The sequence below is a fragment of the Pseudonocardia hydrocarbonoxydans genome (assembly GCF_006539565.1).
GTDB classification, from domain to species: Bacteria; Actinomycetota; Actinomycetes; order Mycobacteriales; family Pseudonocardiaceae; genus Pseudonocardia; species Pseudonocardia hydrocarbonoxydans.
On the sequence record NZ_BJNG01000001.1, the window covers coordinates 182,724 to 207,900 of the forward strand.

General features: G+C 74.1%; 23 protein-coding genes. 12 read left to right on the plus strand and 11 right to left on the minus strand.

Annotated elements, in window-relative coordinates:
* Positions 1–88: 88 nt before the first annotated feature.
* Genes uvrC through whiA form a run of 4 tightly spaced genes read left to right on the plus strand, consistent with a single transcriptional unit; the run spans position 89 to position 4,962 of the window.
* A complete protein-coding gene (gene uvrC, locus PHY01_RS00845) occupies positions 89–2,059 on the plus strand; it encodes an excinuclease ABC subunit UvrC (protein ID WP_141276224.1) in 1,971 nt (656 codons plus the stop codon).
* On the plus strand, positions 2,056–2,949 hold the full coding sequence (gene rapZ / locus PHY01_RS00850; protein ID WP_141276225.1) for an RNase adapter RapZ: 894 nt from the start codon (positions 2,056–2,058) through the stop codon (positions 2,947–2,949). Before uvrC ends, rapZ begins: the two co-directional genes overlap by 4 nt.
* Positions 2,946–3,977 carry a gluconeogenesis factor YvcK family protein gene (locus PHY01_RS00855; protein ID WP_141276226.1) on the plus strand — a complete coding sequence of 344 codons (1,032 nt, stop codon included), beginning with the start codon at positions 2,946–2,948 and terminating at the stop codon, positions 3,975–3,977. The genes rapZ and PHY01_RS00855 overlap by 4 nt, the downstream gene beginning before the upstream one ends.
* Before the next feature lies 1 nt (position 3,978).
* Positions 3,979–4,962: a DNA-binding protein WhiA gene (gene whiA, locus PHY01_RS00860; protein ID WP_141276227.1), complete on the plus strand. Its 984-nt coding sequence runs from the start codon at positions 3,979–3,981 to the stop codon at positions 4,960–4,962.
* Positions 4,963–4,981: 19 nt separating this feature from the next.
* On the opposite strand, the gene ppdK is transcribed toward whiA, so the two are convergent.
* On the minus strand, positions 4,982–7,756 hold the full coding sequence (gene ppdK, locus PHY01_RS00865) for a pyruvate, phosphate dikinase (protein ID WP_141276228.1): 2,775 nt from the start codon (positions 7,754–7,756) through the stop codon (positions 4,982–4,984).
* A gap of 229 nt (positions 7,757–7,985) precedes the next feature.
* Between ppdK and gap the strand changes: the two genes are divergently transcribed.
* The 5 genes from gap to PHY01_RS00890 are packed head-to-tail and all read left to right on the plus strand — an operon-like array spanning position 7,986 to position 11,620.
* Positions 7,986–8,999, plus strand: a complete 1,014-nt coding sequence (gene gap, locus PHY01_RS00870) for a type I glyceraldehyde-3-phosphate dehydrogenase (protein WP_141276229.1) — start codon at positions 7,986–7,988, stop codon at positions 8,997–8,999.
* Positions 8,996–10,186 (plus strand): phosphoglycerate kinase, encoded by a 1,191-nt coding sequence (locus tag PHY01_RS00875; RefSeq protein WP_141276230.1) that lies wholly within the window; start codon positions 8,996–8,998, stop codon positions 10,184–10,186. The genes gap and PHY01_RS00875 overlap by 4 nt, the downstream gene beginning before the upstream one ends.
* Before the next feature lies 1 nt (position 10,187).
* On the plus strand, positions 10,188–10,976 hold the full coding sequence (gene tpiA / locus PHY01_RS00880; protein WP_141276231.1) for a triose-phosphate isomerase: 789 nt from the start codon (positions 10,188–10,190) through the stop codon (positions 10,974–10,976).
* Positions 10,977–11,032: 56 nt separating this feature from the next.
* Entirely contained in the window at positions 11,033–11,269 is a 237-nt protein-coding gene (secG, locus tag PHY01_RS00885) for a preprotein translocase subunit SecG (RefSeq protein ID WP_141276232.1), read from the plus strand.
* 9 nt (positions 11,270–11,278) lie between these two features.
* Positions 11,279–11,620, plus strand: a complete 342-nt coding sequence (locus PHY01_RS00890) for an RNA polymerase-binding protein RbpA (RefSeq protein ID WP_141276304.1) — start codon at positions 11,279–11,281, stop codon at positions 11,618–11,620.
* Positions 11,621–11,650: 30 nt separating this feature from the next.
* On the opposite strand, the gene PHY01_RS00895 is transcribed toward PHY01_RS00890, so the two are convergent.
* Positions 11,651–12,133 carry a hypothetical protein gene (locus tag PHY01_RS00895; protein WP_141276233.1) on the minus strand — a complete coding sequence of 161 codons (483 nt, stop codon included), beginning with the start codon at positions 12,131–12,133 and terminating at the stop codon, positions 11,651–11,653.
* The gene (locus PHY01_RS00900; protein ID WP_141276234.1) at positions 12,130–12,612 is read right to left on the minus strand and encodes a glutathione peroxidase; all 483 of its coding nucleotides are present in this window, start codon (positions 12,610–12,612) and stop codon (positions 12,130–12,132) included. Before PHY01_RS00900 ends, PHY01_RS00895 begins: the two co-directional genes overlap by 4 nt.
* A 34-nt stretch (positions 12,613–12,646) precedes the next feature.
* On the opposite strand from PHY01_RS00900, the gene PHY01_RS00905 reads away from it, so the two are divergent.
* The gene (locus PHY01_RS00905; protein ID WP_141276235.1) at positions 12,647–13,909 is read left to right on the plus strand and encodes a TrpB-like pyridoxal phosphate-dependent enzyme; all 1,263 of its coding nucleotides are present in this window, start codon (positions 12,647–12,649) and stop codon (positions 13,907–13,909) included.
* Positions 13,910–13,993: 84 nt separating this feature from the next.
* Here the strand turns inward: PHY01_RS00905 and PHY01_RS00910 are convergent, their stop codons facing one another.
* The 8 genes from PHY01_RS00910 to tkt all read right to left on the minus strand — a co-directional run bounded on the left by PHY01_RS00910 (position 13,994) and on the right by tkt (position 22,929).
* Positions 13,994–14,614, minus strand: coding sequence for a LysE family translocator (locus PHY01_RS00910; protein ID WP_246085592.1), 621 nt, complete (start codon positions 14,612–14,614; stop codon positions 13,994–13,996).
* Between the two features lie 124 nt (positions 14,615–14,738).
* Positions 14,739–15,146, minus strand: a complete 408-nt coding sequence (locus tag PHY01_RS00915; protein WP_141276236.1) for a PIN domain-containing protein — start codon at positions 15,144–15,146, stop codon at positions 14,739–14,741.
* A complete protein-coding gene (gene pgl, locus PHY01_RS00920) occupies positions 15,143–15,919 on the minus strand; it encodes a 6-phosphogluconolactonase (RefSeq protein ID WP_170183593.1) in 777 nt (258 codons plus the stop codon). The genes PHY01_RS00915 and pgl overlap by 4 nt, the downstream gene beginning before the upstream one ends.
* Positions 15,916–16,875 carry a glucose-6-phosphate dehydrogenase assembly protein OpcA gene (gene opcA / locus PHY01_RS00925; protein WP_141276238.1) on the minus strand — a complete coding sequence of 320 codons (960 nt, stop codon included), beginning with the start codon at positions 16,873–16,875 and terminating at the stop codon, positions 15,916–15,918. Before opcA ends, pgl begins: the two co-directional genes overlap by 4 nt.
* On the minus strand, positions 16,872–18,419 hold the full coding sequence (gene zwf / locus PHY01_RS00930) for a glucose-6-phosphate dehydrogenase (RefSeq protein WP_141276239.1): 1,548 nt from the start codon (positions 18,417–18,419) through the stop codon (positions 16,872–16,874). Before zwf ends, opcA begins: the two co-directional genes overlap by 4 nt.
* Positions 18,420–18,455: 36 nt before the next feature.
* Positions 18,456–19,712 (minus strand): hypothetical protein, encoded by a 1,257-nt coding sequence (locus tag PHY01_RS00935; protein ID WP_141276240.1) that lies wholly within the window; start codon positions 19,710–19,712, stop codon positions 18,456–18,458.
* Between the two features lie 5 nt (positions 19,713–19,717).
* The gene (tal, locus tag PHY01_RS00940; protein WP_141276241.1) at positions 19,718–20,827 is read right to left on the minus strand and encodes a transaldolase; all 1,110 of its coding nucleotides are present in this window, start codon (positions 20,825–20,827) and stop codon (positions 19,718–19,720) included.
* Positions 20,828–20,838: 11 nt separating this feature from the next.
* Positions 20,839–22,929: a transketolase gene (gene tkt, locus PHY01_RS00945; RefSeq protein WP_174824066.1), complete on the minus strand. Its 2,091-nt coding sequence runs from the start codon at positions 22,927–22,929 to the stop codon at positions 20,839–20,841.
* A gap of 216 nt (positions 22,930–23,145) precedes the next feature.
* Here tkt and PHY01_RS00950 point away from each other — a divergent pair, with 216 nt between their 5' ends.
* Together PHY01_RS00950 and PHY01_RS00955 are read left to right on the plus strand one after the other, a co-directional pair.
* Complete coding sequence (locus PHY01_RS00950; protein ID WP_370467349.1) at positions 23,146–24,090, plus strand: heme o synthase; 945 nt, start codon at positions 23,146–23,148, stop codon at positions 24,088–24,090.
* A 163-nt stretch (positions 24,091–24,253) separates the two neighbouring features.
* Positions 24,254–25,150, plus strand: a complete 897-nt coding sequence (locus tag PHY01_RS00955) for a hypothetical protein (RefSeq protein ID WP_141276243.1) — start codon at positions 24,254–24,256, stop codon at positions 25,148–25,150.
* The last annotated feature ends 27 nt before the right edge of the window (positions 25,151–25,177 follow it).

Genomic DNA, 25,177 nt, shown 5'->3' on the forward strand with positions numbered 1-25,177 from the left:
GGTCGGACGCAGCATGGCCCTCCCGGGCCGGGACCGGTCCCGGCCCGAGCCGCGGCCCGTCGGGGTGCCGTCCTACCCTGGGGAGGCCATGCCTGATCCCGCGAGCTACCGCCCGGCCACCGGTTCGATCCCCGAGGCCCCCGGGGTCTACCGGTTCTCCGACGTGCACGGGCGCGTGATCTACGTCGGCAAGGCGAAGAACCTGCGCCAGCGGCTCAACTCCTACTTCGCCGACCTGTCCGGGCTGCACCCGCGCACCCGCCAGATGGTCACCACCGCCGCGCACGTCGAGTGGACGGTGGTCGGCACCGAGGTCGAGGCGCTGCAGCTCGAGTACAACTGGATCAAGGAGTTCGACCCGCGGTTCAACGTCCGCTACCGCGACGACAAGACCTACCCGGTCCTGGCGGTCACCGTGGGCGAGGAGTACCCGCGGCTGCACGTCTACCGCGGCCCGCGCCGCAAGGGCGTCCGCTACTTCGGGCCCTACGCCCACGCCTGGGCCATCCGGGAGACCCTGGACCTGCTGCTGCGCGTGTTCCCGGCCCGCACCTGCTCGGCCGGGGTGTTCCGCCGCCACGGCCAGATCGGGCGGCCCTGCCTGCTCGGCTACATCGACAAGTGCTCCGCCCCCTGCATCGGCAGGGTCGACGCGCAGACGCACCGCGAGATCGTCGAGGACTTCTGCGACTTCCTCGCCGGCCGCACCGACCACCTCGTCCGCCAGCTGGAGCGCCGGATGGCGCAGGCGTCGGAGAACCTGGACTTCGAACGGGCCGCCCGGCTGCGCGACGACATCGGCGCGCTGAAGCGGGCGATGGAGAAGCAGGCCGTCGTGCTCGGCGACGGCACCGACGCCGACGTCGTCGCGTTCGCCGACGACGAGCTGGAGGCCGCCGTCCAGGTCTTCCACGTGCGCGGCGGGCGCGTGCGCGGCCAGCGCGGCTGGGTGATCGACAAGGTCGAGCCCGCCGACACCGCCCAGCTCGTCGAGCGTTTCCTCGTGCAGTTCTACGGCGAGCAGGCCGCGCTCGCGGAGTCCAGCGACGACGCCGCCCAGCCGGTGCCCCGCGAGATCCTCGTGCCCGAGCTGCCGGCCGAGGTCGACGCGCTGGCCGAGTGGCTGTCCGAGCTGCGCGGTTCGCGGGTCGTCATCCGGGTGCCCCAGCGCGGCGACAAGCGGGCACTCGCCGAGACCGTCGCCCGCAACGCCGCCGAGGCGTTCACCCAGCACAAGCTGCGCCGGGCGGGCGACCTCACGGCGCGCTCGGCGGCGCTGCAGGAGATCCAGGACGGACTCGGCCTCGACACCGCCCCGCTGCGCATCGAGTGCATCGACGTCTCGCACGTGCAGGGCACCGACGTCGTGGCGTCGCTGGTGGTGTTCGAGGACGGCCTCGCGAAGAAGTCGGACTACCGCCGGTTCGAGATCAAGGACGCGGCGCAGCTGGGCGACGTCGCGGCGATCGCCGAGGTCGTGCGCCGCCGCTTCCGCCGCTATCTGGCCGAGACCGGTAACGGCGCGGCGGATGCGGCCGAAAAGCCCGACGTCGGCTCCCGTCCGGGCATCGACCCGGATACCGGACGGCCCCGCCGGTTCGCCTACCCGCCCCAGCTGCTCGTCGTCGACGGGGCGGCCCCGCAGGCGCAGGCGGCGGCCGACGTGCTCGCCGAGCTCGGCGTCACCGACGTCGCGGTGTGCGGACTGGCCAAGCGGCTGGAGGAGGTGTGGATGCCCGGCGAACCCGACCCGGTGATCCTCTCCCGCACCTCGGAGGGGCTCTACCTGCTGCAGCGGCTGCGCGACGAGGCCCACCGCTTCGCCATCACCTACCACCGCCAGCGGCGCTCCAAGGGGATGACCAGCTCCGAGCTCGACGGGGTGCCCGGCCTGGGCCCGGCCCGGCGCGGCGCGCTGCTGCGGCACTTCGGGTCGGTCCGCAAGCTCAAGGCGGCCGGCGTCGACGAGATCGCCGCGCTGCCCGGGTTCGGGCCGCGCACCGCCGCGGCCGTGCTGGCCGCGCTCACGGGGGACGTCCCCGCGAAGGAGCCGACGTGACCGCCGACGTGCCGGCCGCACCGCTGCCCGGGATCGAGGTCGCGCTGGTCAGCGGCCTGTCCGGGGCCGGACGCAGCACCGCGGCCAAGGTCCTGGAGGACCTGGGCTGGTTCGTGGTCGACAACCTGCCCCCCGAGCTGATCGCCACCATGGTCGACCTCGGGGCCAGGGCCCGGGGGGAGGTCGCCCGCATCGCCGTCGTCATGGACGTCCGCAGCCGGGCGTTCACCGCCGACCTGCACGCCGTCATCAAGGATCTCGACGCCCGCGGCTACCGGCCCCGGCTGCTGTTCCTGGAGGCCTCCGACGCGGTGCTGGTCCGCCGCTTCGAGCAGGTCCGGCGCAGCCACCCGCTGCAGGGCGACGGCCGACTCGTCGACGGGATCGCGGCCGAGCGCGAGCTGCTGCGCCCGCTGCGGGAGAGCGCCGACCTGGTCGTCGACACCTCCACGGTGTCGGTGCCGGCACTGCGGGCCACGCTGGAGCGCACGTTCGGCGCCGAGTTCGCCCAGCACACGCGCGTCACGGTGGTGTCGTTCGGCTACAAGTACGGGCTGCCCATGGACTCCGACCTCGTCGTCGACGTCCGGTTCCTGCCCAACCCGTTCTGGATCCCGGAGCTGCGCGAGTTCACCGGCCGCGACGGCACGGTCCGCGACTACGTGCTGAGCCAGGAGGGCGCGGCGGAGTTCATCGAGCGCTACCTGGAGCTGCTGCGCCTGGTCGGGGCCGGCTACCGGCGCGAGGGCAAGAGCTACCTCACCGTCTCCGTCGGCTGCACCGGCGGCAAGCACCGCAGCGTGGCGATCAGCGAGGAGATCGCGCGGCGGCTGGCGGGGGAGCAGGGCGTGTCGGTCAACGTCGCGCACCGCGACCTGGGGCGCGAGTGACCGGGCCGCGGGCCGTCGCGCTGGGGGGCGGGCACGGCCTGCACGCCACCCTGTCGGCGCTGCGGGTGCTCGCCGGTCGCGGGGTCGTCGACCCGCACGTGACGGCCGTCGTCACCGTCGCCGACGACGGCGGGTCGTCGGGCCGGCTGCGCCGCGAGCTGGGCTCCCTGCCCCCGGGGGACCTGCGGATGGCGATGGCCGCACTGGCCTCCTACGACGTCGCGGGCCGGCGCTGGACCGCGCTCGTGCAGCACCGCTTCGGCGGCACCGGCGCGCTCGCCGGGCACGCCGTCGGCAACCTGCTGCTGGCCGGCCTGATGGACACCCTGCGCGACCCGGTGGCCGCGCTCGACGAGGTCGGGGCGCTGCTCGGCGTCCGCGGCCGGGTGCTGCCGATGAGCTGCGAGCCGCTCGACATCGAGGCGGAGGTCACCGGCCTGGGCAGCGACGACCCCGCCCGCGCGTACCGGATCCGCGGCCAGGTGGCGGTGGCGTCCACGCCGGGGCGCGTGCGCCGGGTGTGGCTCCAGCCGGAGCGCCCGCGGGCGTGCCGGGAGGCCGTCGAGGCGGTCCGCGACGCCGACCTGCTGATCCTGGGCCCCGGTTCGTGGTTCACCAGCGTGCTGCCCCACCTGCTGGTCCCCGAGCTGCGCGACGCGGTCCTGACGGCCGCCGCGCGGCGGGTGCTGGTGCTCAACCTGGCCCCCGAGCCCGGGGAGACCGCCGGGTTCTCCCCCGAGCGGCACCTGGCCGTACTCTCCGAACACGCTCCGGCACTCAGGGTGGACGCGGTCGTCGCCGACGTCGCCGCGGTGCCGGTGCCCGATCGGCTCCACCGGGCGGCGTCGACGATGCTGTCGCCCGGCGGCCGGGTCCACCTGGCCCCGGTCGCGGCAGACCCGGCGGTGCCGCGCCACGACCCGGTGGCGCTGGCCGACGCGCTGGGGTCCGTGGTGGCCGGCCCGCAGCTCCCGCATCCGGTCGGCGCCTCGCCGGATGGCCAGACCCAGCACCCCGGAGGTCCGTGACATGGCGATGACCGCATCGGTCAAGGACGAGCTGAGCAGGCTCGTCGTCACCAAGCCGTGCTGCCGGCGGTCCGAGGTGGCCGCGCTGCTGCGCTTCGCGGGAGGGCTGCACATCGTCGGCGGCCGGGTCGTGATCGAGGCCGAGGTCGACACCGGGTCGGTCGCCCGACGCCTGCGCCGTGACATCCACGAGCTCTACGGCCACACCTGCGAGGCGCACGTGATCTCCCCGGGCGGGCTGCGCCGGGGCGCGCGCTACGTCATGCGCGTCGTGCGCGACGGCGAGGGGCTGGCCCGCCAGACCGGCCTGCTCGACGCCCGCGGCCGCCCGGTCCGCGGCCTGCCGCCGCCCGTCGTCTCCGGCGGGGTGTGCGACGCCGAGGCGGCCTGGCGCGGTGCCTTCCTCGCGCACGGTTCCCTCACCGAGCCCGGCCGCAGCTCGTCGCTGGAGGTCACCTGTCCGGGGCCGGAGGCCGCGCTGGCGCTGGTCGGGGCGGCCCGCCGGCTGGGCGTCACGGCCAAGGCCCGCGAGGTGCGCGGGGCCGACCGGGTCGTCGTCCGCGACGGCGACGCGATCAGCGCGCTGCTCACCCGCATGGGCGCGCACGAGTGCGTCATGGCCTGGGAGGAGCGCCGGATGCGGCGCGAGGTCCGCGCCACCGCCAACCGCCTGGCCAACTTCGACGACGCCAACCTGCGCCGCTCGGCCCGCGCCGCGGTCGCGGCGTCGGCGCGGGTGCAGCGGGCACTGGAGATCCTCGGCCCCGACGTCCCGGAGCACCTGCAGGCCGCGGGGCGGCTGCGCGCCGAGCACACCCAGGCGTCGCTGGAGGAGCTGGGCCAGCTCGCCGACCCGCCGATGACGAAGGACGCCGTGGCGGGGCGGATCCGCAGGCTGCTGCACATGGCCGACAAGCGCGCCGCCGACCTGGGCATCCCCGACACCGACTCGGCCGTCACCGCGGAGATGCTCGACGAGAGCTGAGCCCCGCCGCCCGGCCCGGCTAGAGCGACCCTCCGGCCGTGTCCGACGCCAGCGCCGCGCGCCCCGCCTCCAGCCGTGCCACCGGCACCCGGAACGCCGAGCAGGAGACGTAGTCGAGCCCGGCGTCGTGGAAGAAGTGCACCGACTCCGGGTCGCCGCCGTGCTCCCCGCAGACGCCGAGCTTGATGTCGGGCCGGACCGCCCGCCCCGCCTGCACGGCCATCCTGATCAGCGCGCCGACCCCGTCGCGGTCGAGCGACTCGAACGGCGAGACGGTGAACACGCCCTTGTCCAGATAGGTCGCGAAGATCGATGCCTCGACGTCGTCGCGGGAGAAGCCCCAGGTCGTCTGCGTGAGGTCGTTGGTGCCGAAGGAGAAGAACTCGGCGGCCTCGGCGATCCGGCGGGCGGTGAGCGCCGCCCGGGGCAGCTCGATCATCGTGCCGATCGGGATGTGCAGCTCCGTCCCCGCCGCCGCGGCGACCTCGGCCAGCACCCCGTCCATCTCGTCGCGGATGAGGTGCAGCTCCATGACCGAGCCGACCAGCGGCACCATGATCTCGACCACCGGCCGTCCCCCCGCGGCGAGCCGCTCCGCGGCCGCCTCGGCGATCGCCCGGACCTGCATCGCGAACAGGCCCGGCACGCTCAGCCCCAGCCGGACCCCGCGCAGCCCCAGCATCGGGTTGGACTCGTGCAGCCGGTCGACCGCGGCCAGCAGGGTGACGTCCTTCGCGACGTCGGCGTCGTCGCCGCGCCCGGTGGCCTGCGCGACCGCGACGCGTACGGCCAGCTCGGTCCGGTCGGGCAGGAACTCGTGCAGCGGCGGGTCGAGCAGCCGGATCGTGGTCGGCAGCCCGTCCATCGCCTCGAGCAGCGCGACGAAGTCGGCGCGCTGCAGCGGCAGCAGCTCGGCGAGCGCGGCGTCGCGGGCGGCCGGCCCGTCGGCGAGGATCAGCCGCTCGATCAGCACCCGGCGCTCGCCCAGGAACATGTGCTCGGTGCGGCACAGCCCGATGCCCTCCGCGCCCATGTCGCGGGCCCGGGTGGCGTCCTCGGCGGTGTCGGCGTTGGCGCGCACGCGCAGCAGCCGGGCCTGGTCGGCGTGGCGCAGCAGCCGGTCGACGCTGCGCACCAGCTCACCGGTCTGCTCGTCGGCCGCCTCCAGCGCGGCGTCGAGCCCCTGCTCCAGGTAGACCACCACCGGGGAGGCGACGACCGGCAGCTCACCGGCGAAGACCTCGCCGGTGGACCCGTCGATGGACAGGACGTCACCCTCGGCGATGCGGGTCCCGTTGACGGTCAGGGTGCGGGCCGCGGCGTCGACCTCGATCTCCTCGGCCCCGCACACGCAGGTGCGCCCCATCCCGCGGGCGACGACGGCGGCGTGCGAGGTCTTGCCGCCGCGGCTGGTGAGCACGCCGGTCGCGGCGATCATCCCCTCCAGGTCGTCGGGGTTGGTCTCGCGGCGCACGAGCATCACCGGCTCGCCGCGCGCGGCCCACGCCACGGCGGTGGCGGAGTCGAAGACCACCTTGCCGACGGCGGCGCCGGGGGAGGCCGCCATGCCCCGCGTGAGCAGGGTGCGCCCGCCCTCGGTGTCGAACTGCGGGAACATCAGCTGGGCGAGCTGGTGCCCGGTCACCCGCGCCAGCGCCTCGTCCCGGGTGATCAGCCGCTCGTCCACCAGCTGGGTGGCGATCCGGAACGCGGCGGCGGCGGTGCGCTTGCCGACGCGGGTCTGCAGCATCCACAACTTGCCGCGCTCGACGGTGAACTCGATGTCGCACAGGTCGCGGTAGTGGGTCTCCAGCCGCCGCATGATCCGCGTCAGCTCGGCGTGCGAGGAGGGGTCCAGCCGTGCGAAGTCCTCCAGCGTCAACGTGTTGCGGATGCCGGCGACGACGTCCTCGCCCTGGGCGTTGGACAGGTAGTCGCCGTAGACGCCGGGCTGGCCGCTGGCCGGGTCGCGGGTGAAGCAGACCCCGGTGCCCGAGGTCTCGCCGAGGTTGCCGAACACCATCGCGCAGATGTTCACCGCGGTGCCCAGGTCGTGCTGGATGCGCTCGCGGCGGCGGTAGAGCCGCGCCCGGTCGGTGTTCCAGGAGTTGAAGACCGCGCGCATGGCGAGGTCGAGCTGCTCGCGCGGGTCCTGCGGGAACTCCCGCCCGGTGGCGTCCTGCACGATGTTCTTGAACTCCTCCACGAGCTCCACCAGCGCCGGGACCGGGATCTCGACGTCGGTGGCCACGCCGGCCCGGGCCTTGGTCGTGTCCAGCTCGTGCTCGAAGCGCTCGGCGGGGATGTCGAGCACCGTGCGGCCGAACATCTGGATCAGCCGCCGGTAGGAGTCCCAGGCGAAGCGCTCGTCCTGCGCCGCCTCGGCCAGCCCCTTCACCGAGTAGTCGTTGAGCCCGACGTTGAGGACGGTCTCCATCATCCCCGGCATCGAGTGCTTGGCCCCCGAGCGCACCGACACCAGCAGCGGGTCGACGACGTCGCCCAGGCGGCGCCCCAGCTCGTTCTCCAGGCGGCGCAGCGCCATGGTGATCTGCACCCGCAGCGACTGCGGCTCCTCGCCGCGCTCCAGGTAGTAGCGGCACGCCTCGGTGGTGACGGTGAACCCGGGCGGCACCGGCAGGCCCAGCTTGGTCATCTCGGCCAGGTTGGCGCCCTTGCCGCCGAGCAGGTCCACCTGGGTCCGGTCGCCCTCGGCGAAGTCGAACACGAGCTGGGAACGGTCGGGCTGGGCCCGCCGGGCCCCGGCCGTCGCCGGTCGCTGAACGCTGGTCACGACGCCTCCCGCAGGTCGGCCCCGGGCGGTGACCCGGAGCACATCCGGACGACGGTACGTGTGACCTGCACCGGTGATCAATGGTCGACGGCGGGCGACACCCGGGTGCCGAAGGGCCGTCCGGGCAGGCCGGAGCGTGGTGTATCGATTCCGAACAGGGTCGTGCCCCGACGGGGGTCCGGGCGCTAGGGTCGTCCCGGAACAAGTGACGAGTCTGAGGAGGCACGGCGTGACGGTGCGCGTAGGCGTGAACGGGTTCGGTCGGATCGGGCGCAACTTCTGGCGCGCGGTGGACGCCCAGCGCAAGGCCGGCACCAGCGACATCGAGATCGTGGCGGTGAACGACATCACCGACAACGCCACGCTGGCGCACCTGCTCAAGTACGACTCGATCCTCGGGCGCCTGCCCTACGACGTCACCTCCACCGACGACGAGATCCTCGTCGACGGCAAGGGCTTCAAGGGCCTCGCCGTGCGCGACCCGGCCGAGCTGCCCTGGAAGGACCTCGGCGTCGACGTCGTGGTCGAGTCCACCGGCATCTTCACCAAGCGCGACGCCGCGGCCAAGCACCTCGACGCGGGCGCCAAGAAGGTCGTCATCTCCGCGCCGGCCACCGGCGAGGACATCACGATCGTCAAGGGCGTCAACGACGGCGACTACGACGGCAGCCAGACCGTCATCTCCAACGCCTCGTGCACCACCAACTGCCTCGCGCCGATGGCGAAGGTGCTCGACGACCTGGTGGGTATCGAGAAGGGTCTGATGACCACGATCCACGCCTACACCCAGGACCAGAACCTGCAGGACGGCCCGCACAAGGACCTGCGCCGCGCCCGCGCCGCCGCGCTCAACATCGTCCCGACCTCCACCGGTGCCGCGAAGGCCATCTCGCTGGTCATGCCGCACCTCAAGGGCAAGCTCGACGGCTACGCGCTGCGCGTCCCGATCCCCACGGGCTCGGCCACCGACCTGACCGCCACCGTCGGCCGCGAGACCACCGCCGAGGAGGTCAACGCCGCGATGAAGGCCGCGGCCGAGGGCCCGCTCAAGGGCGTGCTGCTCTACACCGAGGACCCGATCGTGTCCTCCGACATCGTCACCGACCCGCACTCCTGCATCTTCGACGCGGGCCTGACCAAGGTCATCGGCAACCAGGTCAAGATCGTCGGCTGGTACGACAACGAGTGGGGCTACTCCAACCGCCTCGTCGACATCACCGGGCTGGTGGCCTCGAAGCTGTGAAGACTCTCGACGACCTCATCGACGAGGGGGTCGAGGGCCGCACCGTCCTCGTGCGCTCCGACCTCAACGTCCCGCTCGACGACGCCGGGGAGATCACCGACGACGGCCGGATCCGGGCGTCGGCACCGACGATCTCGGAGCTGTCCGGTGCCGGCGCGATGGTGATCATCGTGGCGCACCTGGGCCGGCCCAAGGGCGAGCCGGACCCGGCGCTGTCGCTGGCCCCCGCCGCGTCCCGGCTGGGCGAGATCCTCGGGGCCCCGGTGCGGCTGATCAGCCGGAAGCACTGGGACGCCGGCCGCGGCGACCTCGGGATGGCCGCGGGCGACGTCGTCATGCTGGAGAACATCCGGTTCGACCCGCGCGAGACGTCCAAGAACGACGACGAGCGCGCCGCGCTGGCGGACGAGCTCGTGGCGCTCACCGGGGACGACGGCGCGTTCGTCTCCGACGGGTTCGGGGTCGTCCACCGCAAGCAGGCCTCGGTCTACGACGTGGCCCGCGACCTGCCCGCCCACGCGGGCGGGCTGGTGCTGTCCGAGGTCGAGGTGCTGCGCACGCTCACCGAGTCGCCGAAGCGGCCCTACACGGTGGTGCTGGGCGGGTCGAAGGTCTCCGACAAGCTGGCCGTCATCGAGGCCCTGCTGCCGAAGGTCGACGCACTGCTCGTCGGCGGCGGGATGTGCTTCACCTTCCTCGCCGCCCAGGGGTACGGGGTGGGCGACTCGCTGCTGGAGCGCGAGCAGATCGGCACCTGCCGCACGCTGCTGGAGTCGGGCAAGATCGTGCTGCCCACCGACGTGGTGGTGGCCGACGACTTCTCCGCCGGGGCGAACACGCGGACCGTCGCCGCCGACGCGATCCCCGACGGGTGGAAGGGCCTCGACATCGGCCCGGAGTCGGTCACGGCGTTCGCCGAGGTCCTCTCCGGCGCGGCCACCGTGTTCTGGAACGGGCCGATGGGCGTGTTCGAGCTGGCACCGTTCGCAGAGGGCACCCGCGGGGTGGCGCAGGCCATCATCGACTCCAGCGCCTTCAGCGTCGTCGGCGGCGGCGACTCGGCCGCCGCGGTGCGGGCGCTGGGCCTGCCCGAGGACGGCTTCTCCCACATCTCGACCGGCGGCGGCGCGTCGCTGGAGTACCTGGAGGGCAAGACCCTCCCCGGCCTCGCCGTACTGGAGCAGTGACATGGCCACCCGCACGCCGTTGATCGCCGGCAACTGGAAGATGAACCTCAACCACCTCGAGGCCCTCGCGCTGGTGCAGAAGGTGGCGTTCGCGCTCCCGGAGAAGTACTACGCCAGGGTCGAGGTGGCGGTGTTGCCGCCGTTCACCGACATCCGCTCCGTGCAGACCCTCATCGACGGCGACCGGCTGCTGATGGTGCACGGCGCCCAGGACCTGTCCCCGCACGACTCGGGGGCCTACACCGGCGACGTGTCGGGCGCGATGCTCGCGAAGCTCGGCTGCCGCTACGTCGTCGTGGGGCACTCCGAGCGGCGGGAGATCCACGGCGAGGACGACGCGCTCGTCAACGCCAAGGTGCGGGCCGCCCTCCGGCACGGCCTCGTGCCGATCCTGTGCGTCGGCGAGGGCCTCGACGTCCGCGAGGCGGGGGAGCACGTCGCGCACACCACGCGCCAGCTCGTCGCCGCGCTGGAGAAGGTCGACGCCGAGCAGGCGGCGACCCTGGTGGTCGCCTACGAGCCGGTGTGGGCCATCGGCACCGGCCGGGTGGCGAGCGCCGCCGACGCGCAGGAGGTCTGCGCGGCCCTGCGCACGGCGCTCGCGGAGAAGTACGGCGACGCGGTGGCCGCCCAGGTGCGGGTGCTCTACGGCGGATCGGTCAAGGCGAAGAACGTCGGCGAGATCGTGGCGGAGGCCGACGTCGACGGGGCGCTGGTCGGCGGGGCCAGCCTGGACGCCGACGAGTTCTCCCAGCTCTGCGCGATCGCCGCGGGCGGCCCGCTCCCGTAGCCCTCCCGGGGCCTTGTACCCTCGGACGGGTCGTTCCGCGAGGTGAAGAGGATGGGATGAGGATCGCTCTCCAGATCGTGCTGATCGTCTCCAGCGTGCTGCTGGTGACGTTCATCCTGTTCCAGCGGGGCAAGGGCGGTGGCCTGTCCAGCCTCTTCGGCGGCGGCGTGCAGTCGAGCCTGTCCGGCTCGACGATGGCGGACAAGAACATCCAGCGGATCACGCTGTTCACCGGGCTGATCTGGGTGATCGCCATCGTGGGCACCGGCCTGCTGGTGAAGGTGGGGGTCTGAGCGATGGCCATGTCCGGCGGCAACGCGATCCGCGGCACCCGCGTGGGTGCCGGTCCGATGGGGGAGTCCGAGCGCGGGGAGACCGCCCCGCGCGAGAACATCCCCTACTACTGCGCCAACGGGCACGTGACGACGCCGTCGTTCGCGTCCGAGGCGGAGATCCCCGAGTCGTGGGACTGCCCGCGCTGCGGGCTCCCCGCGGGCCGTGACGGGCAGAACCCGCCCGCCGCGCCGCGCACCGAGCCGTACAAGACGCACCTGGCGTACGTGAAGGAGCGGCGCTCGGACGCCGACGGTGCCGCCATCCTCGACGAGGCCCTGGGCCGACTCCGCGCGTCCCGCGAGCTGTAGGACCGCGCGCTTACGAGGCCTACTGAGCGCTCACCCCGGCAGCTGCGCGCCCAGCGCCGTGGCCAGCCTGTCGGGGGTGGTCGACGCGGGGACCTCGACCGCCGCGACCGTCACCAGGTCGCCGTCGTGCAGCGTCGCGGCGAACACCCCGCCGCCGGGCAGCCGACAGGTGAACCCGGTGCCCGTCGGGGTGCGGGTGCCGTCGGCGCACACCGCGGCGACGTCGTCGAGCACGACGGCCGGGCCGACCTCGACCACGACGAACTCGCCCGCCGTGGCGCCCTCGGGGTCGTAGACGCACCGGGTGTCGGTCGCGGCCGTCTCGTCGGCGACCCAGGCCGGGCCGGTCGCCGTGCGCAGGGCGTCGACGTCGAGCAGGCACGCGGCGGGCGGCGCCGGTGGCGGGGGCGGCACCGGCGGCGGTGGCGGTGCCGGGGCCGCGGTGCAACCGGCCAGCAGGACCCCCAGCAGCACCGCGCCCGCCGGTACCGCCCGGGCCGCCCGCACCGTCACCGGGGCAGGGCCGCCTCGACGGCCGCGACGACCTCGTCGGAGCCCGGCTCGGTGCGCGGGCGGAAGCGGCGCAGCACCGTCCCGTCGGGGCCGACGAGGAACTTCTCGAAGTTCCACTGCACGTCGCCCGCGGTGCCCGTGTCGTCGGGGGTGGCGGTGAGCCGCTCGTAGAGGGGGTGCCGGCCGGCGCCGTTGACGTCGACCTTCTCGGTCAGCGGGAAGCTCACGCCGTAGGTGGCCGAGCAGAACGTGGCGATCTCCTCGGGGGAGCCCGGCTCCTGCCCGCCGAACTGGTTGCACGGGACGCCGAGCACGGTGAGACCGCGGTCGGCGTAACGCTCCTGGAGCTGTTCCAGCGCGCTGTACTGCGGGGTGAGCCCGCAGCGCGACGCGACGTTGACGACGAGCACCGTGCGCCCGTCGAGATCGGGCAGGGGGGAGCCGTCGAGGGCGGAGATCGAGACGTCGGACAGGACCATGTCGTGCACCCTACGACCGCGCTACGCTCCGCCGATGACGCGGTGGACGCTGCCCCCCGACCAGATCCCCGGCGCGTGGTTCAACGTGGTGCCGCACCTGTCGGCGCCGCCGCAGCCGCCCCTGCACCCGGGTACCCGCGAGCCCGTCGGCCCCGACGACCTGGCGCCGCTGTTCCCGATGGCGCTGATCGGCCAGGAGGTGAGCGCCGAGCCGTGGATCGACGTGCCCGGCGAGGTGCTCGACATCCTGAGGCTGTGGCGCCCCACCCCGCTGGTCCGGGCGACCCGCCTGGAGAAGGCGCTCGGCACGCCCGCCCGGATCTACTTCAAGGACGAGTCGGTCTCCCCGTCGGGCAGCCACAAGACGAACACCGCGGTGCCGCAGGCGTTCTACAACGCCCGGGAGGGCATCACCCGCCTGACGACCGAGACCGGTGCCGGGCAGTGGGGCACCGCGCTGGCGTTCGCGACCGCCCAGTTCGACCTGGACCTCAAGGTCTACATGGTGCGCGCCTCCTACGACCAGAAGCCCTACCGGCGCATCGCGATCGAGACCTGGGGCGGGGAGGTCGTACCGTCGCCGGTCGACGACCCGGGCCACCCCGGCTCGCTGGGCAGCGCCATCTCCGACGCCGTGCGCGACTGCGCGGGCCGCTCCGACACCCACTACTCGCTGGGTTCGGTGCTCAACCACGTCCTGCTGCACCAGACCGTCATCGGGCTGGAGGCCAAGGAGCAGCTGGGGCTGGCGGGGGAGCGGCTGCCCGACGTCGTCATCGCGCCGTGCGGCGGCGGGTCGAACCTGGGCGGCATCGCGTTCCCGTTCGTCCCCGACGCCGGGGTGCGCCTGCTCGCCGTGGAGCCGCTGTCCTGCCCCACCCTCACGCAGGGCGAGTTCGGCTACGACTTCGGCGACGTCGAGGGCCTCACCCCGCTGCTGCCGATGTACAGCCTGGGCCGCGGCTTCATCCCGCCGTCGATCCACGCGGGCGGGCTGCGCTACCACGGCGACTCCCCGCTGATCTCGCAGCTGGTGCGCGACGGTCGGATGGAGGCGGTGGCGTACCCGCAGGGCAAGGTGTTCGAGGCGGCGGTGCAGTTCGCCCGTGCCGAGGGGAAGATCCCGGCGCCGGAGTGCGCGCACGGCATCCGCGCCGCGATCGACGAGGCGCTGGCCGCGAAGGAGACGGGGGAGGAGAAGGTCATCCTGTTCAACTACTGCGGGCACGGCTTCCTCGACCTCGCCGCCTACGACGAGTACAACCACGGCCGGCTGCCCGACGAGCAGGGCAGCTAGGACCGGCGACTTCCGCGCACCGGTTCGCCGTTCGCGCACGTCCGGGCGTGCGCGGACGGCGGGAAGGTGCGCGCACCGCCGGGGTCAGGCGTCGGCGGCCAGCCGCACGCCGAGGCCGACCAGCACCACGCCGGTGACCTGCTCGATCCGGCGCCGCACCGCGGCCCGGGCCAGCACGGGCCGGAGCCGGCCCAGCAGCACGGTGAAGAGCACCAGCCAGGCCGTGGCCACCGCCAGGAAGACGGCGGCGAGCACCGCGGTCCGGCCCGTCGCCCCGGCCCCCGGATCGACGAACTGCGGCAGGAACGCCACGTAGAACACGACGATCTTCGGGTTCAGCAGGTTGGTCAGCAGCCCGGCGCGGAAGCTCCGCCCGGCACGGGCGCTGGCATCGGCGCTGGGGTCGGCGGGTGCGGGTCCCGTGCCCCGGCGGGCCTGCCACAGCGTCCGGGTCCCGAGCCACACCAGGTAGGCCGCGCCGATGATCTTGAGGGTGGCGAAGGCCGGCGCCGACGCGGCGAGGAGCGCGGAGAGGCCCAGCGTCGCGGCGGTCGCCTGCACCGCCGAGCCGGTGACGATCCCGGCCACGGCCAGCAGACCGGCGCGGCGCCCGTGCGTCAGGACCTGCTGGGTGACGACGGCCATGTCGACGCCGGGCAGCAGCACCACCAGCGCGCAGACCGCGAGGAACGGGAGGAGGTCCACGGGTGCAGCACACCACACCGGCGCCCGGTCCACCGAGCCCGCGTCGTCACCGGGCCCCGCGAGCGTGAGCGCGACGTTGCGCGCGTGCGCACGAGTTGGACCGCCGCGGCGGTCCCGCCGCCGCTCAGCCGAGCGGGCCGAGCCCCCCGGGCAACGCGTCCAGCAGCACCGACGGGCCGGCGGTCCGGGCGCCCGCCGCCCGCACCCGTTCGCGCAGGCCGCGGTCGGCCGTCACGACGACCACGTCCCGGCCGGCGAGCGACGTGGCGAGCGCGACGATCGTGGCGTCGCCGTCGGCCGGGGCGAGCACGGCCGCGAGGGACGGGTGGGTGGGCAGGTCGGCGGCCGTCGCCGCACCCTCCAGGACGAGGTGCAGCCGGGGTTCGGGCCCGAACGCCGCCACGAGGCGCCCGTCGGTCAGTGCCGCCACGAGCCGGGCGGCCAGCCGCTCGGCGGCGCCCGGCCGGTCGCGCCACCAGCCGTCCGGGCGGGAGCCGACGACGTTGGCGCCGTCGACGATGACGTGTGTCACCCGATATCGGGCTCCAGGTCGCGCGGCAGCTGGGACGCCGCGGCCCGGTCGAGCAGCCATCGGGTGCGCCGGCGGCCCCGCGCCCCGGCGACCGGGAGGGTGACCTCGTCCGCCCCGCTCAGCGCCATCGACACCGCCGCCGCCTTCGCCTCGCCCGTGGTCACGATCCACACCTCGGCGGCGCTGCGGATCGCCGGCAGCGTCAGCGACACCCGGGTGGGCGGCGGTTTGGGGCAGCCGTGCACGGCGACGACCGATCGCCCGGTCTCGTGGACGGCGGGGGAGTGGGGGAACACCGACGCGGTGTGCCCCTCCCCGCCCATGCCGAGGAGCAGGACGTCGAAGGACGGGACACCGAGGTCGGCCCCGTCCGCGGCGTCGGCGAGCTGCCGGGCGTAGTCCTGCGCGGCGGCCTCCGCCCCGGACGGGCCGGTGCCGGTGTCGGCTCCCATCGCGTGGACCCTCACCGGGTCGACGCCCACGTGGTCGAGCAGCGCGTCGCGGGCCTGGGTCTCGTTGCGGTCGGGGTGCCCGGGCGGCAGGAAGCGCTCGTCACCCCACCAGAACTCCACCCGTCCCCAGTCGACGGAGTCGCGGGCCGGGTCCTCCCGGATCCGGTCGAGCATCGCGATCCCGACGCCGCCGCCGGTGAGGACGAGCCGGGGCACGGCACCCGCGGCCTGCAGCTCGGCCAGCCGGTCCAGCAGCGCGGTCGCCGCCGCGGCGGCGAGGGCGTCGGGGTCGTCGTGGACGGTGATCTCGGTGGCCATCAGGACGACACCGCCGGGACCGTCACGGGGGTGCGTCCGCGGGTGGTCCGCGCGACGCCGGCCAGCGCCTCGCCGTAGATCTCGTCCGGGTCGAGGCGGCGCAGCTCCTCGGCGAGGCAGTCGCGGACCTCCCGGCGGGCCAGCGCGACGAGCCGGTCGGGCTGCCCCGGCTGGCGCAGGCTGCCGATCTTCCCGTCCGGGCGCACCAGCTCCACCGGCCCCGACGGCCGCTGCAGCACGACCGACACCAGCCCGGGCCCGTTCGCGGCGGGCGAGCGCTTGACCTTCACCCCGAGCCGCGCGGCGAGCCAGCCCGCGAGGAGGTCGGTGGACGGCGACACGGTCTCGCCCGCCACCACCGCGGCGGTGACGTCCTCGTGCGGCGGGGCGTCCAGCGCCGTCGCGAGCAGCGCCCGCCACGACGTCAGGCGCGTCCAGGTGAGGTCGGTGTCGCCCGCGACGTGGGCGGCGCGACGCTGCTCGAAGGCCTTCACCGGGTTCTTCGCCGACAGGGCGTCGGTGATCCGGCGCTGGGCCAGCCGCCCGACCGCGTCCTCCGACGGCACCGCCGGGGCCTCGCCGGGCCACCACGCGACCACCGGGGCGTCGGGGAGCAGCAGCGGCATGACCAGGCCCGCGGCGGGCTCGCCCGCGGCGAGCGGGCCGTAGCCGCGCAGCACGATGACGTCGCTCGCCCCGGCGTCCCCGCCGACCCGGATCTGCGCGTCGAGCCGGGCGGCGGCCCGACGCTGCCCGCTGGCCAGCACGATCACCCGGCAGGGGTGCTCGCGGCTGGCGGAGTTGGCGGCCTCGATGGCGCCCTCGATCGCCGGGCCGTCGTCGGTGATGATCACCAGGGTGAGCACGCGGCCGAGCGCCTGCACGCCGCCGGACTCGCGCAGCTCGACGAGCTTCCTGTTGACCGCGGAGGTCGTGGAGGACGGGAGATCGACGATCATGGGCGCCTCCAGGTGCGTCCGGTGCGGGCGAGCATGAGGTCGGCGGACTCCGGCCCCCAGGAGCCCGCCGGGTAGGGGTCGGGTCGGGTTCCGGCGGCGTGCCAGTGCTCGATGACCGGGTCGAGGATCTCCCAGGACCGCTCGACCTCCTCGTTCACCGGGAACAGCGACGGCTCGCCGAGCAGCACGTCGAGGATCAGCCGCTCGTAGGCCTCGGGCGAGGCCTCGGTGAACGCGGTGCCGTAGCCGAAGTCCATCGTGACGTCGCGGACCTCCATCGTGGAGCCGGGGACCTTCGACCCGAACCGCATCGTGACGCCCTCGTCGGGCTGCACCCGCACGACGAACGCGTTCTGCCCGAGCTCCTCGGTCATCGTCGCGTCGAAGGGCAGGTGCGGGGCCCGCTTGAAGATCACCGCGATCTCGGTGACCCGGCGGCCCAGGCGCTTGCCGGTGCGCAGGTAGAACGGCACGCCCGCCCAGCGACGCGTGTCGACCTCGACGGTGATCGCCGCGTAGGTCTCGGTGCCGGACTCGGGGTCGAACCCCTCCTCCTCGGTCAGCCCGGGCACCTTCTCCCCGCCCTGCCAGCCGCCGCTGTACTGCCCGCGGGCGGTGGTCTCGTCCAGCGGGCCGACGAGCCGGGTGGCCTTGAGCACCTTGGTCTTCTCCGCGCGCAGCTCGTCGGAGGAGAAGGAGGTGGGCTCCTCCATCGCGATGAACGCCAGCAGCTGCAGCAGGTGGTTCTGGATGACGTCGCGGGCGGCGCCGATGCCGTCGTAGTAGCCGGCGCGCCCGCCCAGCCCGATGTCCTCGGCCATCGTGATCTGGACGTGGTCGACGTAGTGGGAGTTCCAGATCGGCTCGAACAGCTGGTTGGCGAAGCGCAGCGCCAGGATGTTCTGGACGGTCTCCTTGCCCAGGTAGTGGTCGATGCGGAACACCGAGTCCTCGGGGAAGACGTCGTTGACGATCTCGTTGAGCTCCCTGGCCGAGGCCAGGTCGTGCCCGAACGGCTTCTCGATGACGACGCGGCGCCACTGCTCCAGGCCCTCCTGGCGGGCCAGCCCGGAGCGGGCGAGCTGCTTGCACACCACGGGGAACGCGTCCGGGGGGATCGACAGGTAGAAGGCGTGGTTGCCGCCGGTGCCGCGCTCGCGGTCGAGCTCGCGGACGGTGGCCTCCAGGCGGTCGAACGCGTCGTCGTCGTCGAAGCTGCCCTGCACGAAGCGGAAACCCTCGGCGAGGCGGTCCCACACGGCCTGCCGGAACGGGGTGCGGGCGTGCGCCTTCACCGCCTCGTAGACGACGTTGCCGAAGTCCTGCGTCGCCCAGTCGCGGCGGGCGAACCCGGTGAGCGCGAAGCCCGGCGGCAGCAGGCCGCGGTTGGCCAGGTCGTAGATGGCGGGCATGAGCTTCTTGCGCGAGAGGTCACCGGTGACGCCGAAGATCACCAGTCCGCACGGGCCCGCGATGCGGGGGAGCCGCTTGTCACGCGGGTCACGCAGCGGGTTGGTCCAGCCCGCCGCCTGCTTGGCCGTCATCGTCTCTCCCAGCTCGTCGGTGTCGCCATGATCGTCCTACAGGTGCTGCACCGCGCGTACGAGGGCCACCAGCCCGGTGAGGCGGTCGGGCAGGTGCAGCCGCAGCACCGGCCCCGGCTGCGCCGCCGCGTCGGCGTCGATCTGCTCGGCCTGCACGTCGTCCAGGGCGCACCGGCCGTCACCGGCCCCGGTGATCAGGCAGACCGCGGCCCCCGCCCGCTGCGCCGGGCCCCAGTCGAAGGTGACGGTGTGCCCGGTGCGCCGGGCCAGCACGCCGCGCAGCAGCGCGACCGACGCGTCGGACTCGCGGTCGAGGTGGGCGTGCAGCGCGAGGTGGGTGCCGCCCGCGCCGAGCAGGGCCAACAGCGCGTCGCCGACGGTCGCGGTGCCGGTGGGGAGCCACGGTCCGGCCAGTACCTCGACGTCGCCGTCGACGAAGGCCGGGCGCAGCGGGTCGCCGGAGCCGGTGACGGGCCCGAGCAGGTGCGCGGCGGCGGCCGCGGCGTGCTCCCACAGCAGGACCCGCGCGGCCACCGGCCCGGGCAGGTCCACGTCGCGCCCGACCCGCAGCGCTCCCACGACGTCCGGGCCGCCGTCGAGGACCACGGGGGGCGGCCCGCCCGGCAGCGCGGCGGGCCAGCGCTCGGCCACCTCCACCGCGGGGTGCGCGGCCAGCAGTGCGCCGAGCACCAGCGCGGGATTGGCGGGGGCGTCGGTGAGCAGGGTGTCGCGGGCGGCGACGGCGTCGGCCACGAGCGTGCCGACGTCGGCACCGGCCAGCCCGGCGGGCACCAGGGTGTAGGCGGAGAAGGCGCCGTCGGGCCCGCCGGTGACGGTGGCCCCCGCGTCCGGGGAGACGGTGACGGTGTGGGCGTCGGGATCGAGGCCCTCGGCGCGGAAACCCACGCGGACCTCGTCGGCCACGCGGTGCAGTGCGCGGGTGTCGACCGCGGACAGGCCGGGCGGCCGGGCGAGCACCAGCACGGTGGCGTCGAGGTCGCCGTCCAGGGCGTCGGCCACCCGCACCGGGTCGGCCGTGTCGAGCACCAGCAGCCGGGCGCCCTCCCCGGCGAGCGCCTCGGCGACCGCGCCGACGGCGGGCGTGGTCACCAGCACGACCTTCGCCCTGCCCGCGACGTGCAGCTGCTCGCGCAGGGCCGCGATCTCGCCGACGAGCGGGCGCGCGGCCCGCACGCACCCGGCGCGCGGCGAGGCCGCGATCCGGGACGCGACGGCACCGTCCACCAGCCGGTCGAGCAGGTCGGCCGGCGGGTGGACGGGCGTGGTCGGCACGCGGCTCAGCGCGCGCCGTCGAGCTGGCCCTGCACGGTGTCGCCGAGCTCGGACCAGGACTTCTCGAACTTCTCGACGCCCTCGTCCTCCAGCGTCAGGAACACGTCGGTGAGGTCGACGCCCACGCGCGCCAGGTCGTCGAAGACCTGCTGGGCCTGCGCCGCGGTGCCGGTCACCCGGTCACCGTGGACCTCGCCGTGGTCGGCGAAGGCCTGCATCGTCTTCTCCGGCATGGTGTTGACGGTGCCGGCGACGACGAGCTCGGTGACGTAGAGGGTGTCGGGGTAGTCGGGGTTCTTCACCCCGGTCGAGGCCCACAGCGGCCGCTGGGCGGCGGCGCCCTGCGCGGCGAGGGCCTCCCAGCGCGCACCGGCGAACACCTCCTGGAAGGCGGCGTAGGCCAGCCGCGAGTTCGCGACCCCGGCCTTCCCGCGCAGCGCCAGCGCCTCGTCGGTGCCGATCGCCTCGAGCCGCGTGTCGATCTCGGAGTCGACGCGGGAGACGAAGAAGCTCGCCACCGAGGCGATGCCGGCGAGCGTGTGCCCGTTCGCCGCGGCCGCCTCCAGCCCGTCGAGGTAGGCGTCCATGACGGCCCGGTAGCGCTCCACGGAGAAGATCAGCGTGACGTTGACCGAGATGCCCTCGGCCAGCGCGCGGGTGATCGCGGGCAGGCCCGCCTCGGTGGCCGGGATCTTGACCAGCAGGTTGGGCCGGTCGACGGCCTTCCACAGGTCGATCGCCTGCGCGACCGTGCCGTCGGTGTCGCGGGCCAGGCCAGGGTCGACCTCCAGGGACACCCGGCCGTCGACCCCGCCGGTGGACTCCCAGACGCCGCGGAACACGTCGCAGGCCTCGGTGACGTCGGCGACGGTGATCTCGCGGACCGCGTCCTCGACCGACGCGCCGCGCCCGGCGAGCTCGCGGACCTGCTCGTCGTAGGCCTCGCCGTCGGCCAGCGCGCCCGCGAAGATCGTGGGGTTGGTGGTGACGCCGACGACGTGCCAGTCGGTGATCAGCTGCTTCAGGCTGCCGCTGCGCAGGCGCTCGCGCGACAGGTCGTCGAGCCAGATGGAGACGCCCGCCGCGGCGAGCTCTGCCAGTCGTGCGTTGCTCATGGGGTACTCCTTCAGACGTGGGAGAGGCTGCGGTCGGCGGCCGCCACGACCGCCTCGGTGGTGAACCCGAACTCGCGGAACAGGATGTCGGCCTCGGCGCTGGCGCCGTAGTGCTCGATCGAGACGATCTCGCCCGCGTCGCCCGCGATGCGGTACCAGGGCTGCGCGATCCCGGCCTCGACGACGACCCGCGCCTTCACCGCGGCCGGGAGCACCGACTCGCGGTACTGCGCGTCCTGCTCGTCGAACCACTCGACGCACGGCATGGACACCACGCGGGTGGCGACGCCCCGGCCCTCCAGCACCTCGCGCGCGTCGACGGCCAGCGCGACCTCCGAGCCGGTGGCGACGATCACGAGCTGCGGGGTGCCGCCCGATGCCTCGGCCAGCACGTAGCCGCCGCGGGAGACGCCCTCGACCGACGTGCCCTCCAGGGTCGGCAGGTTCTGGCGCGACAGCGCGAGGCCGGAGGGGCCCTCGGGCCGCTCCAGGATCGCCTTCCACGCCGAGGCGGTCTCGTTGGCGTCGGCCGGGCGCACCACCGACAGTCCCGGGATCGCGCGCAGCGCGGAGAGCTGCTCGATCGGCTGGTGGGTCGGGCCGTCGCCGCCGAGGCCGATCGAGTCGTGCGTCCAGACGTAGATGCCGGCGCACTTCATCAGCGCGCCCAGGCGGACCGCCGGGCGCATGTAGTCGGAGAAGATGAGGAACGTGCCGCCGTAGGGCCGGGTGGGCCCGTGCAGCGCGATGCCGTTGATGATGGCGCCCATGGCGTGCTCGCGGACGCCGAAGTGCAGCGTGCGGCCGTAGGGCTGCGCGTTCCACATCTTCGTGGCGATCGAGGTGGGGCCGAACGAGTCGGCGCCCTCCATCGTCGTGTTGTTGCTCTCCGCCAGGTCGGCCGAGCCGCCCCACAGCTCGGGCAGCACGTCGGCGAGCGCCTTGAGCACCTCCCCGGAGGCCTTGCGGGTGGCCAGACCCTTCGGGTCGACGTCCCAGCTGGGGAGCGACTTCTCCCAGCCCTCGGGCAGGGTGCGGCCGAGCATCCGGTCCAGCAGCGCCCTGCGGTCGGGCTCGCGCTCCGCCCACGCGTCGAAGGCGGTGGTCCACTCGTCGTGGGCGGCCTTCCCGCGCTCGCGCAGCGCGCGGGTGTGGGCGAGCACGTCGGCGTCGACCTGGAAGTTCTGCTCCGGGTCCATCCCGACGATCTTCTTGACCGCCGCGATCTCCTCGTCGCCCAGCGCGGAGCCGTGCGCCTTGCCGGTGTTCATCTTCGTGGGCGCCGGGAAGCCGATGATGGTGCGCAGCAGGACGAACGACGGACGGGTCGTCTCGGCCCGGGCCGCGGCGAGGGCGTCGAGGATGCCGGTGACGTTCTCCCCGCCCTCGACGACCTGCACGTGCCAGCCGTAGGCCTCGTAGCGCTTCGCGACGTCCTCGGACAGCGCGATGTCGGTGTCGTCCTCGATGGAGATCTTGTTGTCGTCGTAGACGACCGTGAGGTTGCCCAGCTGCTGGTGCCCGGCCAGCGAGGACGCCTCGGCCGTGACGCCCTCCTGGATGTCGCCGTCGGAGGCGATGACGTAGATCTGGTGGTCGAACGGGCTCTCGCCGGGTGCGGCGTCGGGGTCGAACAGGCCGCGCTCGCGCCGCGCGGCCATCGCCATGCCGACCGCGGAGGCCAGGCCCTGCCCCAGCGGGCCGGTGGTGATCTCGACGCCGGGGGTGTGGCGGTGCTCGGGGTGGCCGGGGGTGGCCGAATCCCACTGGCGCAGGTTCTCGATGTCGGTGAGCTCCAGGCCCCAGCCGCCCAGGAACAGCTGCAGGTACAGCGTCAGGCTGGAGTGCCCGCAGGACAGCACGAAGCGGTCGCGGCCGATCCAGTCGGCGTCGGCGGGGTCGTGGCGCATCACCTTCTGGAACAGGCTGTACGCCAGCGGCGCCAGGCTCATCGCGGTACCGGGGTGACCGGAACCGGCCTTCTGCACCGCGTCGGCGGCCAGCACACGGACCGTGTCGACGGCGCGCCGGTCCAGGTCGGTCCAGTCGGCGGGCAGCGAGGCCTGCGTCAGACGGGCGATGTCGGCATCGGTCACGGGCACGGCGGCTCCCTGGTTCTGTTCGAGTAGGACACTGGTCACGGGGGCGGTAGGCCACGACGCGTGACGGCCAGCCTATCCACGTCGGACCGGTGGGTGGGCGGTCCGCACCCACGGCTCACGCCGGGTTACCCGACCGGCCGCACACTCATGCGCCGGGCTAGGATCGACGCGCTGTAGAAGTACCGCCCCACCACATCGCGGATCGAGGTTGTGCCGGTGAGTGTGCCCGTGACCGACGTGGCACCGACGGAGGTCGGGTTCGTGGCCCGTGCGCGCGCCACCGTCGGCGCCTACCTGGGCCTCACCAAGACCCGGATCATCGAGCAGCTGCTCGTCGTCACGGTGCCGGCGATGTTCCTGGCCGAGCGCGGCATCCCGAGCGTGTGGCTGATCGTCGCCACGCTGCTGGGCGGCGCGCTGGCCGCGGCGAGCGCGCACGCGCTCAACTGCGTCGTCGACGCCGACATCGACAAGGTGATGAAGCGCACCGCCCGCCGCCCGCTGGCCAAGGGGCAGGTGCCGGCGCGGCACGCGCTGGTCTTCGGGCTCGTGCTCGGCGTGCTGAGCTCGGTGTGGCTGGGGCTGACGACCAACTGGCTCGCCGCCGCGCTGTCCGTCGCGGCCATCGCGTTCTACGTGCTGGTCTACACGCTGCTGCTCAAGCGCCGGACCGCGCAGAACATCGTGTGGGGCGGCGCCGCGGGCTGCATGCCCGTCGTCATCGGGTGGGCCGCGGTCACCGGCACGGTCGAGTGGCCGGCACTGGTCATGTTCGCGATCATCTTCTTCTGGACGCCGCCGCACTTCTGGGCGCTGGCGATGCGCTACCGCGAGGACTACGCCGCGGCCGGGGTGCCGATGCTGCCCGTCGTCGCCACGCCGGTGCAGGTGTCGCGCCGGATCGTCGCGTACTCCTGGGTGATGGGGCTGGTCACGCTCGCCCTGCTGCCGGTCACGTCGTGGATCTACGCCACGGTCGCGGTGCTGGGCGGGGCCTGGTTCGTCTTCTCCGCCCACCGCCTGCACCACGACGTGGTGGCCGGCATCGAGGTCACCCCGATGAAGCTGTTCCACCTCTCCAACGCCTACCTCTGCCTGCTGTTCGCCGCGATCGCGGTCGACGCGGCCGTCGGCCTCCCGGTGCTGGGCCTGCCCGGCTGACCGACCGGCGGCGCTTCCCGCGCCGGTGGCGGGACCGGGCCGCGCAGACCCGGTGGCGCGGCACAGGCCGCCGGCGGTCTGCTCGGTGGCACGGCGGTCTGCGAGGTGGGGTGGGTTGTGCCGTTCGGCCCCGGCAGGACGGCCGGCTCGACATCCTCATCCCGTGGACCCGCTCCTGCACCGTCGCGCCCTGCTCGCCGGCGGCGCCGCCCCGCACGAGGTGCGCCGGCAGCTGCGGCTCGGCGAGCTCGTCGGGGTCCGGCGCGGGCGCTACGTCGCGGGCCTGCTGCCCCCTCGGGCGGAGCAGCGCCACCTGCTGCACGTCCGTGCGGCCGTCACCGAGCTGGCCCCGGACGCGGTGGTCAGCCACGTCTCGGCGGCCGTCGTGCACGGGCTGCCGGTCTGGAACGCCGACTTGTCCCGGGTGCACGCCACCCGGGACCGCCGCTCGGGTGCCCGCCGCAGCACCGTGACCCACCTGCACGCTGCCCGGCTGGACCCGGACGAGGTCGTGGTCGTCGCCGGCCTGCGGGTCACCTCCGTGGCGCGCACGGTCCTCGACGTGGCGAGGTCACTGCCTTTCGACGCCGGGCTCGTCGTCGCCGACGCGGCGCTGCACCGCCACCTCGTCACCCGGGAGGAGCTGGCCGACTCGCTGCTGTGCGCGGAGCGGCGCCGGGGCGCCCCGGCCGCGGCCCGCGTGCTGGCCTTCGCAGACCCTGGCTCGATGAGCGTCGGGGAGACCCGCAGCCGCATCGCGTTGCGCGACGCCGGGCTCCCGGCGCCCGTGCTGCAGTGGCGGGTGTGCGCGTCGGACGGGACCGAGGTGGCGCGGACCGATTTCGGCTGGCCGGAGCGGCGGACCGTCGGGGAGTTCGACGGCCGCCTGAAGTACGGCCGGTCTCTGCGACCAGGGCAGGATGTCGCCGAGGTGCTGTTCGAGGAGAAGCGGCGCGAGGACACGGTCCGGGCCGAGGACCTCGGGATGGTGCGGTGGGTGTGGGCCGACATCGACCGGTTCGCACCGGTTGCCGAACGGCTGTGGCGGACGTTCCGCTGAACACCGGCCGCCGGGCCACCTCGCAGA

What these genes read in the sequence shown, in the direction of transcription:
- uvrC (WP_141276224.1), top strand. Translation starts at nt 89, where the DNA reads ATGCCTGATCCCGCGAGCTACCGCCCGGCCACCGGTTCGATCCCCGAG.
- whiA (WP_141276227.1), top strand. Translation starts at nt 3,979, where the DNA reads ATGGCGATGACCGCATCGGTCAAGGACGAGCTGAGCAGGCTCGTCGTC.
- tpiA (WP_141276231.1), top strand. Translation starts at nt 10,188, where the DNA reads ATGGCCACCCGCACGCCGTTGATCGCCGGCAACTGGAAGATGAACCTC.
- secG (WP_141276232.1), top strand. Translation starts at nt 11,033, where the DNA reads ATGAGGATCGCTCTCCAGATCGTGCTGATCGTCTCCAGCGTGCTGCTG.
- PHY01_RS00890 (WP_141276304.1), top strand. Translation starts at nt 11,279, where the DNA reads ATGTCCGGCGGCAACGCGATCCGCGGCACCCGCGTGGGTGCCGGTCCG.
- PHY01_RS00900 (WP_141276234.1), bottom strand. Translation starts at nt 12,612, where the DNA reads ATGGTCCTGTCCGACGTCTCGATCTCCGCCCTCGACGGCTCCCCCCTG.
- PHY01_RS00905 (WP_141276235.1), top strand. Translation starts at nt 12,647, where the DNA reads ATGACGCGGTGGACGCTGCCCCCCGACCAGATCCCCGGCGCGTGGTTC.
- opcA (WP_141276238.1), bottom strand. Translation starts at nt 16,875, where the DNA reads ATGATCGTCGATCTCCCGTCCTCCACGACCTCCGCGGTCAACAGGAAG.
- zwf (WP_141276239.1), bottom strand. Translation starts at nt 18,419, where the DNA reads ATGACGGCCAAGCAGGCGGCGGGCTGGACCAACCCGCTGCGTGACCCG.
- tal (WP_141276241.1), bottom strand. Translation starts at nt 20,827, where the DNA reads ATGAGCAACGCACGACTGGCAGAGCTCGCCGCGGCGGGCGTCTCCATC.